At 50.4% G+C, this 13046-nt stretch carries 9 protein-coding genes and 1 pseudogene; 4 read left to right on the top strand and 6 right to left on the bottom strand.

Annotated features, from left to right (window positions below):
• Positions 1-91: 91 nt before the first annotated feature.
• A complete protein-coding gene (locus BFP99_RS26000) occupies positions 92-868 on the bottom strand; it encodes a helix-turn-helix domain-containing protein (RefSeq protein ID WP_065948554.1) in 777 nt (258 codons plus the stop codon).
• Positions 869-1294: 426 nt separating this feature from the next.
• The gene (locus BFP99_RS25995) at positions 1295-1516 is read right to left on the bottom strand and encodes a hypothetical protein (RefSeq protein WP_065948553.1); all 222 of its coding nucleotides are present in this window, start codon (positions 1514-1516) and stop codon (positions 1295-1297) included.
• An 884-nt stretch (positions 1517-2400) separates the two neighbouring features.
• Here BFP99_RS25995 and BFP99_RS25990 point away from each other — a divergent pair.
• The 3 genes from BFP99_RS25990 (at position 2401) to BFP99_RS25980 (ending at position 7906) form a co-directional block, all read left to right on the top strand.
• Positions 2401-2841, top strand: a complete 441-nt coding sequence (locus BFP99_RS25990; RefSeq protein ID WP_141690825.1) for a hypothetical protein — start codon at positions 2401-2403, stop codon at positions 2839-2841.
• A gap of 1253 nt (positions 2842-4094) precedes the next feature.
• Positions 4095-6176: an ATP-dependent nuclease gene (locus BFP99_RS25985; protein ID WP_065948551.1), complete on the top strand. Its 2082-nt coding sequence runs from the start codon at positions 4095-4097 to the stop codon at positions 6174-6176.
• Complete coding sequence (locus tag BFP99_RS25980) at positions 6173-7906, top strand: UvrD-helicase domain-containing protein (RefSeq protein ID WP_065948550.1); 1734 nt, start codon at positions 6173-6175, stop codon at positions 7904-7906. The genes BFP99_RS25985 and BFP99_RS25980 overlap by 4 nt, the downstream gene beginning before the upstream one ends.
• Before the next feature lie 222 nt (positions 7907-8128).
• Here BFP99_RS25980 and BFP99_RS25975 read toward each other — a convergent pair whose 3' ends face one another.
• Positions 8129-8866, bottom strand: coding sequence for an abortive infection system antitoxin AbiGi family protein (locus BFP99_RS25975; RefSeq protein ID WP_065948549.1), 738 nt, complete (start codon positions 8864-8866; stop codon positions 8129-8131).
• 286 nt (positions 8867-9152) lie between these two features.
• Between BFP99_RS25975 and BFP99_RS33065 the strand changes: the two genes are divergently transcribed.
• On the top strand, positions 9153-10046 hold the full coding sequence (locus tag BFP99_RS33065; protein ID WP_176719704.1) for a hypothetical protein: 894 nt from the start codon (positions 9153-9155) through the stop codon (positions 10044-10046).
• Positions 10047-10227: 181 nt separating this feature from the next.
• On the opposite strand, the gene BFP99_RS33060 is transcribed toward BFP99_RS33065, so the two are convergent.
• The 3 genes and pseudogenes from BFP99_RS33060 to BFP99_RS33800 all read right to left on the bottom strand — a co-directional run.
• Positions 10228-11154: a hypothetical protein gene (locus BFP99_RS33060; RefSeq protein WP_141690823.1), complete on the bottom strand. Its 927-nt coding sequence runs from the start codon at positions 11152-11154 to the stop codon at positions 10228-10230.
• 400 nt (positions 11155-11554) lie between these two features.
• Complete coding sequence (locus BFP99_RS25970; protein ID WP_065948548.1) at positions 11555-12412, bottom strand: hypothetical protein; 858 nt, start codon at positions 12410-12412, stop codon at positions 11555-11557.
• A 92-nt stretch (positions 12413-12504) separates the two neighbouring features.
• Positions 12505-13046: pseudogene (locus tag BFP99_RS33800) on the bottom strand (DNA/RNA helicase, superfamily II protein); the annotation flags it as partial.

Below are 13046 nucleotides of genomic sequence, written 5' to 3'. Positions count from 1 at the left end.
TGCGGATAATCCTCAAGCGGGAACAATAGAAAGGTCGAGAGAGCGAGTATTGATCAGGCCCGCCGAAGAATTGTTCGGGACTGCTGTTTTTTCAGTGATCTCGCCCTTGTTTACGCACCACGGCCGGCGTCAGATGGCGGGCTTTCTTCAGGGCATGGGTTAACGCACTCTGGTCGGCGTACCCGGCGCGATGCGCAATATCAATGATCGACAAAGACGTTTGGCGCAGCAGGTCAATGGCCAGATTCAGGCGCAAGTTCGCGATATGCGAGAACGGCGTTGTGTTCAGGTGCTGCCCAAACAGCACATACAAGCGCCGCTCACTCGTGCCCGCATAACGCGCAATATCATGCGCCGTCAGGGCCGTGCCCAAGTGCTGCTCGATGTAGGCCAGCGCGCGAGCAAGAATGAACTGACCGGGATCGCTCCGCGCAACCTCGGGCTGCAATAACGAACACAACAGCAACCGACTCCAGGACTCGGCCATCGCGAGCGAGCCGACCAACTGTGGCCCGTTGCAACTGGCGTAATCGAGCAAATGCCGTATATCGGGCCTGACCGCAAAAAAGCGCTTGTCGTTGAGTGGGTCAAATGACGCAACCGGACCCTTCTGCGCCTCGCCACGCCCGGTCGAGACGTCCAGCACCAGGAAACGGTTATGGGTGTTGGCCAGGAAGGTATGCCGGGCCCCAGCAGAAATCACCACCCCCTGGCTTGCATCGACCTTGCCGCCTCGTCCGTCGACCTCAATCTCCATCGACCCGGATTGAGGGAGCACGATTTGATGGAAGTCATGCTGGTGAAGCTCGACCTGACCGGAGTAGGAGCGCAATGAGAGGGAGAGCGATTGGGGGGTGGTGGTGCTCATCCGTGAGTCTCCGGGGGTGAGGGGGTTAGCGTACGTTACTGTTGTGTTTGGATGCCAGATTGTATTTAGGGGGATTTTGGCTGGGGGGTATTGTTATTGTTGGGTTTGGGGTTGTGTTTATGAGGACGCTAAGGCGCTTGATTAAAAGGCGCGACAGGGGGATTCACGGATCGTCAGAAACAAGAAAGCCCGCACTGGACGGGCTTCTTGGAGTGTTTCGTACTCTGTCTGAGACAGCCTGAAACTGCTATATGGCCCGGCGTCGTTTGAACTGGACAGTAAAATGCCCGTATTCATTGGGTGCGTTTGTTGGTTCTTCGGTTAGGCATACACGTGGGCATACACGGCGCTTCCTTCTGGCCACTTTTTCGAGGTAGGTAGAGAAACACCAAATGATTGCTGATGTGTTGCCATCCAACTGAGTAGTTAATTCTTCGTTCGACCTTCTGCCGCAAGTGAGGCAAGCGCAAGGGTGATAAATCCTGCATTTCCATCCAGGGTATCCAGTGCCCCTCGAATGTTCTGTGCCACTTCTGTAGATCCTCTTCGCTCAACCCAGTTTGACAGCTCCTCGATAGCTGCCCCCAGGGCCAGTTGGTTTTCATTCATGCGCTTGAGCAATGACGCAAGCAAAGGGGTGTCTTCCATGATGTTCTCCCGCCGTGTTGTCAGGTAGTCAATCTACCTCGAGCCAGTCGCATTGCATATCAGCTGTCCTCACCACCTGGTGATCGGAAATCGCGCTGGTCATCTTGATTCCCTAGATGCGTAGTTGCATGGACTTGACCAGTCGTTTGCATCGGATTTGACCAGCACACTGGGTGGCCCTTGATCGGCAAGAAACGGCCAGTAGCTGACCTTCAGGCCTGAGAACATAAACTCGCTCCCTTTTTTTGAAGTCATTGCAGCGAGTTCGAATAGGCCATATCCTAACGACGGTTTTGAAAGCTCCTGCCTCCCCTATCGCACATACGTGCACGGTAAATGCTTTCTCCTCCTCCGCTTGCGGAGGCGCGACAAACTCATGCATGGCCCTAAATCAGCCCGATCTAGTGTCTGTAACCGGGGGAACCAGATGCACATAGATCGCTAATCTGGTGCCTCGTATGTTGATACCCGCGCTCTCCTCGCACGATGTAAAACTGCTATCGCAGATTCTTCACTCCACATCCAAATCTCTTGGCTGCGTCAGCAAGCTCGCCTCTCAGCGAGAAATGCTCAGCCAGCTCCTCGGTTTCCATGATTGGAATGGGGCATGCGCAATGCTGCCTGCGCACCTACACGGGACTACGCATGTTGCTATTGCCTTACTTGAGATACCGTCACTAGCACCAAAGCCGTTCTTGAGCGTTGGCACCGACGCGCTATGGCGCTTACCCGAGAAGATTCGCGATTACCTGATAAACCAATCTTTCAATCCAACAAGCCTCACCGCCTCACACTACTCAAGGCCTGATCCGGCAGGAGATGTGAAACCACTACACTGGTCTTACATGTGCGCTCCGTCCCCCGGCCGTCTCCTGGAGCAGAGAGTGGCATTTGCTCCTCACGAGCCCGACTACGGCAACGGCAATCACACTCCTGCCGTGATGACTTTCGCCAACGCTCACGGCCAAGACGCATTCACGGTCACTGTCTGGTCAATTACCCTACACCCAGCCTCCCGACAGGCGACGAACTTCACCGGCGCGGTATCTATGCCGCTATACAACACCTTCATTGAATCCATAACTGGCCGCACACCCGAACTGCGCCAAGCCTTCTGCCTGGTAAACAGCCGACAGGACGGCTTTGCATACGCAATCGCCAAGTGCGATGAAAGAGGCCACGAGCTAGGTGTAGTCGAACATATTCGGCACATGAATGTTGCAGAGGCCTGGGCAATGGTCGAACCACACAATAAGGCGCTTGGCCTATCGCTTCTGGATGTTGCCGATATCACAAGCGCGTGCATTGATGCTGACATTGAATAGGTCGTGAATCTCTAGGCGGGCCCAGGCCATGGCAACCATCAACAATCGGCCATGTTCTGTAAGCCCGCTTCTGGTCGATTGCTATTTTTCGCGAATGACACAATTTGGAAAGGCAGCATCCGAGCACATATCCGGCCCTCCTCCAAAACTGGTGTAACCGGTGTTACGAGTGTAACGACCTTCACCAAACGCCCGGTTTCTTTGGCTTTCATGCCTGTTACACAGTAGAGCGACATAGCGTACCCCCGATGTAACGCTGCCCCTGCGTGTAACGCTAAAGTCAGCATCCGGGTGTTGTGGGCAGGCGCTTTGCGCAAGAGCCTACCAAGGGAATTTCGCTGGCCCCACCTTTTGATGAGAGGAAATCAGGCTGGGGACCCTGAGAGCTTTAGCTTCACACGGGGCATGAAACCCGCGGGATCGTGGTAGCGGCAGCCGCACCAGCTTACTGAAATTTCAACCTTGAAATTGAAAGGATCTTGAAGAGAAAAGGGCATCCTTACTGGATCTGTAATGATCATGGGTTTCGTTCAGGATAGTGAACGATTGACCTGGTCAACTCGGTCAACCAGTCAACTAACTTTGGAGCCCAGCCACTAACGAGATCCGCCGGGTTTCTCATCCCGTGTCTAGTCAAATCTTCCAGGGACCCTTGGGATTTTGAAGTGGGGGAGGCAGAACCATGACCTCTATCGCTGAAAGTTTGCCCAAGAGCGGGGCTTGGGGTCCTAAAAATGGTATTGCAGATATTACATATTTATTTATCTTAATGATTTATATGGCTTTTTAAAGTTTTACACCTTCGTTGGCTTGGAATCTGATGAGGTGTTACAAACTCACGGGTATTACAACTGAAGGCTGTACTCGAGCTGGCAGCTCTAATATTGGCCTATCTCTACTGAGGAGGGTTCACGGCGAGAAGCACCCTTAGTCACTGGCAGCATTCGTCCAAAGGCCCAATCAGTGCGCTTCAGAGGACAACTGGCCGCGCTAAAACGTCAGTCGCATACAAAGATCTTATCGACATGCGCCCGCTAGTCCATCTCACGCTAATAACGATGATTGAAAATAGAGCGATCAGCTTAATCTTATGGAAAAGGTAAAAGATTAGGGACAGGCTTGGTTAGAAGTGGTATTTGACGGTAACGTTTGTTAGCAATGTGCCAAACATATCGATCAGTAGATTCAAAAAGAAAGGACACTTATTCGGCTAGTTAAGAAGCCGCTTAGGATAGCCAATTGGGAGAGCTCAAATGCGAGTCGAAAAGGTGAGAGTCGAGGGATTTCGACTGCTTAAGGATGTTGAGATAACGTTGGAAAAAAAATCCACAGTGATCGTCGGACGTAATAACAGCGGAAAGACTTCTTTTACCGATATTTTTGATCGTTTCACCGGAGAGACAGGGGCTCGGTTTCGTCTTGAAGACTTCTCGCCCGCGCAGCGCGAGCGATTTTTCACAGCAAAAATGCTTAGAGAGCAAGCAGCGAAGCCGGAGGACGTACTCGCGGCACTTCCTACGATTGCTCTGACGCTCACCTTCCGATACGACATCTCAGCCCAGAATTTAGGACCTCTTTCGCCTTTCGTCATTGACTTGGATCTAGACTCCACCACTGCCATTGTATGCTTAGAGTACCGAGCGACACTGGCAGCCCTCCACACTCTGCTTGATACCCCTCTCGCACCAGAAGGTGTCGAACCAAGAACTCATTTCTTTCGCTCATTACGCGACACGGTGCCCAAGGCATACAGCATCCATGTGTTCGCCATCGACCCCACCGACGCTACCAATCGCCGTGATTTTGAGGGCGCAGCCGCACTATCGGCTTTGCTGCAGTGTAATTTCGTTCGGGCACAAAGAACTCTCGACCATGCGAAGCATGGCGATGCCGATGTCATTGGGAAGTTGCTCAGCGCGTTATTCAAAACTGCCTCCGCACCAACTGCTGCGGCTGCAGATCAGGAGCTTGCGGCGAAGCTGAAGGCATCCGTCGAAGACATTGAGCGCAATGTTCAAGGCGACTTCGACCATATGCTGAAAAAGCTTTTGCCAGCCATGGAGGTACTGGGCTTCCCGAGCCTCAACGATACCGAGCTTCGCCCCGAGACCTCATTGAACGTTGAGGCCCTGCTGTCGGACCACACAAGGGTGGTCTACACAGGCACCGACGGGGTACATCTCCCGGAGGGCTATAATGGCCTCGGCACTCGCAACCTGATCTACATGCTGTTACAGCTCGAGAGTTACCATAAGGCCTATCGAGCCAAGACAACCCGTCCAGCAACTCACCTAATATTCATCGAAGAGCCTGAGGCTCACCTGCATCCGCAGATGCAAGAAGTTTTTATCAACCAGCTCAATGCTGCCATTGGAAAACTGTCGACGAGCTACCCTGAAGAGGCTGCGTGGAACGTTCAGTTCGTCATCACGACGCATTCTCCGCATGTGGCAAATACCGCATCGTTTGAAGCCGTGCGGTATTTCCTAAATGAGTCGCCAACCTCAGCAAATGCTCGTCAGACCAAGGTCAAAGACTTCAAGAAGGGCTTGAGCAGCGTTTCTCCCGACGACCAAGACTTCCTGCACCAGTACATGACGTTAACCAAGTGTGATCTGTACTTTGCGGACAAGGCCATCATGGTTGAGGGGACAACGGAGAGGCTACTGATGCCCCGTCTGTGCGAATTGGTCGATAAGTCGCTCGAAGACAAGCACAAGCTGGCTAGACAGTATGTGACCTGCGTCGAGGTCGGCGGAGCACATGCGCACATCTTTTATCCACTCCTCGACTTCCTCGAGCTCAAGACCTTGGTCGTCACCGACATAGATTCAACAAAGCCGGTGGAAAAGCAGAACAAGCATGGGAAAAATATTACGACTTGGGATAAGTGCCCCGTGGCTGAAGGCGAGCGGACATCGAATGCAGCAATCAAGGATTGGTTTCGTCCCGACGACGTCGCGGATAAGGATGGCTGGCAGATCACTCCGGCAGAGCTTGTTGCCAAGACTGCCGAAGAGAAGCAAAGCGGTTACCGTCGTATTGCCTATCAGATTGCAGAGAAGCCTGGCGCTAACATTTGTGCCCGCAGCTATGAAGATGCACTCGTTCTAGCAAACCCCGATCGATTTAAATGGCCTAAGGAACAGGACGAAGCATCTGAGGCATGGGAGATCGCCAAGGGGCTCGCGAAAGCGGATACGGCTTTGCGGTTTGCCATTCGCGAAAAGGAATGGACTGTACCCCGCTACATCCATGAAGGCCTAAGATGGCTTTCCGCCCCGCCTGCTCCTGCGCAGAACGTAGAAGCACCAATTAAGAAGGAGGCGGTATGACGGAGCCTACTGAGAATCCCGCACTCGTTGCTGCACAAGAGGCACAAAGAAAGATCGATGAGGCCCTTGATGCTGGTTATAGCTTTCGCCTTGAAGCCGGCGCAGGCGCAGGCAAGACGTATTCCCTGGTCGCCGCGCTTAAGCGATTGATTACAGAGCGAGGCCCAGCCTTAATTCAAGCAGGGCAAAAGGTAGCTTGCATCACCTACACCGAGGTTGCCCGTAACGAAATTGCCCAGGAGATTGAGGATCACCCAGCCATATTGGTCAATACCATCCACGGATTTTCCTGGGCGTTCCTGCACCAGTTTCAAAAAGCGCTGCGTGACCTCGTGGGTGAAATGGATGACCGGAAAGAGAAGGTCGAACAAGGCGGAGGAATCGGATCAAAGTCTGTGGATTACAACTTGGGATACTTTAGCGTCGATACCGACAGAATCACGCTGAGCCACGACGACATTCCGGAGATGATGGCCAATCTCCTGCAGAAGGAAAAGTTTCGACGTCTCTTGAGTCAACAGTTTCCAGTGATCTTCATCGACGAGTATCAAGATACCCATCCCCAGTTTATGGAGGCAATTACCGAGCACTTTTTGAGACCCGCCACAGGTCCGCTCATTGGTCTATTTGGGGACCACTGGCAGACTATTTATCGCAGCGAATACGAGCTCGCAGAGTATCCGATAGAAGAAATTCCCAAAGGCTCCAACTTTCGATCGGTGCCTGCAATTGTCGATGTGCTGAACAAACTGCGCCCTGAACTTAAGCAAGCCGTCCATGAACCCGAGGCGAAGGGCGAGGCACGGTTTTTTCACTCCAACGCCTACAAAGGTCAACGGACCAACGACAGGCACTCCAAAGAGGATCTTCCACCCGACCTAGCGCGACGCACTCGAGAAGACTTGATGCAGCGACTGCAAGCCGAGGGCTGGGACCTGAGCAAGACGAAGGTACTGATGCTCACCCACAACGTCCTGGCCGCTGAACAGGGTTATCCCAAAATCGCCGAGGTATTCAGCGGCCGTACCGAACAATTCGTAAAGAAGGAAGACCCTGCGATCAAGTTCTTTGTAGAAGTGGTCGAACCCATGTGTGCGGCCTATGATGCATCTCGCTTCGGCGATATGTTCAGGGTGTTCGGCTCCGGTCCTACGATCACCAAGCATGAAGACAAAACCTGTTGGCGTAGCGACATGGATACCCTCCAGATGCTGCGTGCAGATGGCACGATTGGGCAGGTCATCGACCATCTAAAAGCAACGAAGCGTCCGCCGCCACCGGATCGTCTGCTCCGGCGCGACGAAGAGCTCAGGGCCCTAAATGGCGACCCCATACCTGACGATGCGTCCGCACTTCAGCGGTACAGCAATCTGAGGAAAATACCTTACGGAGAGGTTATTGAGGTGGCCAAATTCATTGAGAAACAGTCCTCCTTTGCCACACAGCATAGCGTCAAGGGCGCCGAGTTTGAGAACGTTTTGGTGGTGCTGGGAGGTGGCTGGAATCACTACAACTGGCCTCAGCTACTAGAGCTTGTTAAGACAAAAGCGCTGAATAGCAAGAATACGAAGGGCTTTTATCGTGCCCGCAACCTTTTCTATGTCTCCATATCCCGACCCATGACTCGGCTCGCAGTGCTTGCCACGCAAACCATGCCGGGAACCGCCCTCGAAGCGATAAACACCCTGTTTGGAAGCCATAATGTCGAGGAGCTTGGTATAACACTGTGAAAAAATAGGCCAGGTGAGCTAGGTGATTAAAGCTAGTCTCCCCCCCAAAGAAAACTCCATATCTACACTTTTGGCCGATTGCTATTCTTTCTAATAGGCAGCAATCGGCCGAAGGGGGTAGCTTACTAAATGTCTGCTCCTACGTAGCGTTGACCCATGCAAGTTTCTCAACTCAATGCAAAGAGTTATTTGCGTGAGTAAGGCCAAAATGCTCTAACTGTTTTACATATCAAAAGAAATACTTTCCAATGAGATTACGCGCGACATTAATATTTTTAGGTCGGCATTTGGGAAGTAGTCAAGCTCAGCTTGGATGAAGTTCATAACGGCTGGAATTTCACTATCCGTTGGAACGAATATATATTTTACATCGCTTGGCAAAAATTTCAGTCTGCATAAATCTCCTGTTTTTTTATTATTTTTATCAAGTGCTTCTTTGTCCTGATACTCGCCAAGACTCAAGTAATCATCTATTTTTTCATGCTGTGGAACATATCGCCACTCTGACTCCTGATAAAAATCTTTTAGCACGGGTTTATCAGAGATTAGCATTCGTCCTTGGGTAGGCTTCGAATGCGCCAAGATATACCTTACATGCTTATAACTCGTTTTCTTTTCGGCCTCACTCAACCCGCTAGCAAGTGTTATTAAAGACTTTATTGCTCCATGAAGAGGGTTGTCTCCGGTAAAATAAAATACAGGATTCAAATTGTTCTTAGCGCCCCAGTCCTTCGTTAAACCTATCCCGAAAGAGCCATAGAAATTTACATGTTCTGAAATTCTACTCATAGGGATATCGCAGAAGCAAACCATTGGAAAAGCGACGTAGTCATTCTCCTTCCGACCCTGCCACTGCACATCTTCCAAGCAGTATCTTGGCCAGAAACCATCTTTCAACACAGCCTTTAAAACCTCCATGTTCTTTGTGAAGTGAAACAAGGATACTGATCGCGGTAACATAGCTAAGTCCTTTTAACGGTTTACAAAAAAACAGATTTAGTGAATTATCTCAGCGCAGCCTAGTTTTTAAACTGGTGGATAGGAATACAATATGTCACATCCAGTCGTGAGTGTCCTTTAATGTTACGTCAGGATCAAAAAATTGTCATGCTGCTGAGTATGATACCTAGCTTTGCTTTTGAGCTTCTCACGCTCGAGAGGTATGGGCTTTCAGCTGTGTTGACGCTGGGCGATCAAGCAAAGGCTTCCAAGTAGGGGTGCCCTACGAGCCGATATACGAGGATAGATGATGATCTCTGCCGCCCCGCCCTTAGGACCGTACGCTCTTTTTGTAGAGAATGTGTTCAGTACCTTTGATTTGAACGCAAGAACTTTGCTCGGCCCCGAGGATGTTCCTATTACGGTTACTAACACTGGTTATATAGTCTTTCAATTTGATAGATCATCGAAGTATGCAGGTGGTGGCATAACTGAAATTTTCAAGGGCACTGGGGAAATCCCTGAGCTTGAGATTCAGCAGCGCGAGATAAGAAAAAGCATATCGTACTTGCGATTCAAATATATGAATTCGGCAATGCTTGTTCTTATGTCGGAAGCAGCAATTTCAAGCAACAAATCTTTCATGCTTCCTCAGCCATCTGCCCCAGATAACTATGCGACCGCCAACATAATAAATGGGGTGTTACATATTCAGAACATGCACGACTCGGCACCTCGCCAAGAACGTAAAAATCATGTGCTTAGTGCTGATGTGGTTAATGACTTTATAGTGGTATTTAAATCTATTGGAGATGAATTGGGCAGCTCTTGCATGGATATTTGTTCTCTAATTTACTCATCCAGCTTTAGCTATTCCAATCATGACTTCTCGTCATCATTGTTAATTGGCTGGGCAGCCACCGAAAAAATAATCACTGAGCTGCATGTTAAGCACGTAGGTCCTCCCAGTAAATGGAAAATGGATAAAAATATTAAAGGGCTGGTCGATGCAAATATACTAACTAGCCATTTATTGTCACTTGTTGAGGAGGCAAAGCAAGCAAGAAACGACTTCGCTCATAATCTGCAATCAAGCTCTCGCGATACGGCTGCTGCTGCAGTTTTTTCTGCGGTTGGACTTATTGGTGCATCCATAGGGCGAGAGCTTCGACCGCTTCTCCGAACTACGCATCACGGCTGAAGCATGCACTAGCTATTTGCTTCCGCGATGGTGGACAGTTGCGTTAAAAAATGGCCATAAATCAGTAACTGCGAAGCTACCGGTCGGGTGGATAATTCATTTGCAGTTGGCTATCTATGGTCCCAAGTGTGTAAAAGCACTTCGCCAAAATGAGAAGTTTGATCGCCTTGATGTGCATGGCTCAATCCGTTTGACCCTGTACATCTTCAGATGCGTTTGAGCTGAGACTTTTATTAAGCATTGACAGCTCTTTCAATTGTCGCAATAACTTCGGGATGCCAGTTATTCCCCTTGGCCCTTCAGTGATCTCTAAGTATTTCTCTGTTTTTTCATCAAAACATCTAGTTAACTGTGCTAAAGTCTTTCCAAAGCAGTTGAGTAGAATACTTAACTCTCTTTCACGATTGTCTAAGAAAGTATCTAGATAGTCTGATGTTACTATGTCGATTATCGTGTTTAATTCACGACCCTCATTTCCTTTCCAGTGCAAACGAGCATGGCTGATACTCTCCAATTTAAGCTCGTCGCTGTCAGAGGCATACGTAGCTTTAAAAAGGCTTCCGTCAACCACGATCATTGGTAGAGCAATTACTGCCAAAATGTGATCTTCTGGCTTATAGTCATAATCGTCGTATGATCTCGTTATGTTTAAGCAGTTCGAAACTACTCCTTGAACCGCCTGATAAAATAAATCATTTCCTTTTGAGAATGCCTGTCTTCCTGAGAAGGAAAAGCCTTCTTCCTGGAACATATTTAAATTTTTAAACTCTTCACTTCCAGCCGCTGCCCAGGCAATAGCTTCGCCTGCAGACGATGATATTAGCTGAGCCGCTAATGCGGATGTCGCAAATCTTTTTTCGTCATTAAATAAAATCCAGGGCTTATCTTTACTCCATTTACATTCAACTACATGTTTGATTCGTAGGAATGAACGCCCAAATAGATAATTTGCTGTTGCAAGTACGTCGACCTCTCTCGCTTTACCGTCTTTGTCCTTTGCAAAGTAACTTTGCTCTACCGAGAATTTTCTTTTCTTAAACTTATGAGCTGTAGAAAACTCCAGAGGATAGCCTTCCAACTCAACCCAGTTTTTTATCTTGTCTTCCAAAACAATCTCCATGAGTGAAATGGCTATAAATAGACGACACCGATTTAATTGTTTTTACGTGACTTTATCGTACAAGCCTATCTATTTTTACTAAAAAAACCTCGACTGCCCTGGAGTCACTTCGGAGGCGCGCCACGAGAGAGAGGAGAGTAAAAAACGACATTGCCGATTCGCAGACTACGAAGTCGCGAGCAGCGTGTCTATATCCTGGTTTTGGCTGGTTCGGCTTTTTCGGGAGTACGCATTACCCTATTGAGTCGCGTATTTGGGGAGGAACGTTCGATTAGGATGAGCTTCGTGCGATTACCAATTTGCATGTGGATTGTCGTTCGGCATATTCCTCAGGTGATGAGTGATACCGTGGAGAGTAAACAGCCCGCTAGAGCAGGCTGTTTCGGGGTTACGCAGCGAGTAGGTCGTCCAAGGAAATGTCACGGGCTACCAATGCCAAATCGGAGCGTTCAAGCCTCGAATGGAAGGGGCCGAAGCGAGGGACCTCAAGCCCAGACAACCCATCTCCCATTCCGCCTTTTTGGTAGCTGACGGCCAGTATCCGTGCGCCTACAGCGTGAAGTTGCTCGGTCACCGCGTTCCACTCCTCATCCAATGCAAACCCAACCGCGCTCAATGCGGCTGTCTTGGCCTCATCTACACGTTGGCGGGCATTCGTGATTTGAGCTTCAAGAGTATCAAGCTCGACTTGGAGAGCACTGAGGATCAGGTCTTGCCTTCTGACCTGCTCATCCGTTGTTGCCAGTTGCTTCGCAGCCTTTTGCATCTCGCTGCTTGCTGATTTTTCTCCTTCGCTGTCGCCACTTGCCAGGCTTTTTGCGTAGGACGTCGCCGCGTCACGCTCGGCTTGTTGTGCCTTTTCCAGGGCTTGATCGGCTTCTGATTGAATTGTCAGAAACCGCTCGTTCAGGTGCGTTTTTTTCCGTTCCAGCGCTTCGACTTCAGCGGTTGCATCGGTCATCGCGTGAATAGCGTCAGCTTTGATCTGACCAATTTTTTCCAGCCTCTCCAGGTGTTGAAGCTTGTGATCAATTGATGCCAGCTCACCGGGAATCGCATCTATGCGGGCTTTGACGCTTGATAATTTTTCCATAGCCTCGCGGCTTTCAGGGCTTCCAATTACGTTGCCATTCGCACTGAAGCCACTGGGCGCATTGCGCCATTCAGCCTCCAGTTGTGGCAGGCTTTCTTCCAGTGTTTCCAGTTCTTGAATCAAATTGGCTTTTTGCTGCTTTAGCTGGTTCATGTTGAGTTCCTAAAGGCGAAAGGTTGTTTGGTTTTTTTTCCGTTGGCGGGCCAGGCCAAGGTGAGCCTGCATTCCTCTTGGCGGGGCCGTTGTTAGGCCGCCTGGGCGTTTTGATCACCTTGTTCTGGCACTGCCACAACCACATAACAGCGCTGCAAGCCCAGTCCTGGTAGTCGCACCGCCGTCGAGGCTTTGCCATCCTTTCCCGGCTCTAAAACGCCCCTTCGCAGGAGCTCTTTGTTAACCGCACTGAGGTTCATGCCTCGGAAGATTTCGGAGCGCCATGCTTCCGGCAGCACGTAGTAGGTGTTAGTGGTGTGCAGGGCGTCGCCCATGCCGTGTTCCATGGTCTTGCGAAAACCCAGCCGATCAATTGTGCGCGGGCCGTGCTCATCGATCCTGGCGGCGGCAGATTCCCAGCGGGTGAAGCGGCTTTCTCCAAAGCGCTCGATGACCTGGCGCAACCGCGCCAAAATTGCATCGCCCTCGAAGTTACCGGCGCCGCCGCGTTCAGCTAGCCACGCATGCAGACATACCCGTGCGGCGGTCGTGGCTGTGCCATCCGGCCAGCCGGTAACACCAAAGGCGGTAGCCAACTCTCCGGCGGCGGCGGCGAGGCCGAAGCGAAGGGCGG

Source organism: Pseudomonas sp. 1 R 17, from assembly GCF_900067035.1.
Taxonomy (GTDB): domain Bacteria; phylum Pseudomonadota; class Gammaproteobacteria; order Pseudomonadales; family Pseudomonadaceae; genus Aquipseudomonas; species Aquipseudomonas marginalis.
This window is presented reverse-complemented; position numbering and strand designations above follow the sequence as displayed.

Excerpts from the sequence above, each read along its gene's own strand:
- BFP99_RS26000 (WP_065948554.1), bottom strand. The coding sequence starts at position 868 with ATGAGCACCACCACCCCCCAATCGCTCTCCCTCTCATTGCGCTCCTAC.
- BFP99_RS25995 (WP_065948553.1), bottom strand. The coding sequence starts at position 1,516 with ATGGAAGACACCCCTTTGCTTGCGTCATTGCTCAAGCGCATGAATGAA.
- BFP99_RS25985 (WP_065948551.1), top strand. The coding sequence starts at position 4,095 with ATGCGAGTCGAAAAGGTGAGAGTCGAGGGATTTCGACTGCTTAAGGAT.
- BFP99_RS25980 (WP_065948550.1), top strand. The coding sequence starts at position 6,173 with ATGACGGAGCCTACTGAGAATCCCGCACTCGTTGCTGCACAAGAGGCA.
- BFP99_RS25975 (WP_065948549.1), bottom strand. The coding sequence starts at position 8,866 with ATGTTACCGCGATCAGTATCCTTGTTTCACTTCACAAAGAACATGGAG.
- BFP99_RS33065 (WP_176719704.1), top strand. The coding sequence starts at position 9,153 with ATGATGATCTCTGCCGCCCCGCCCTTAGGACCGTACGCTCTTTTTGTA.
- BFP99_RS25970 (WP_065948548.1), bottom strand. The coding sequence starts at position 12,412 with ATGAACCAGCTAAAGCAGCAAAAAGCCAATTTGATTCAAGAACTGGAA.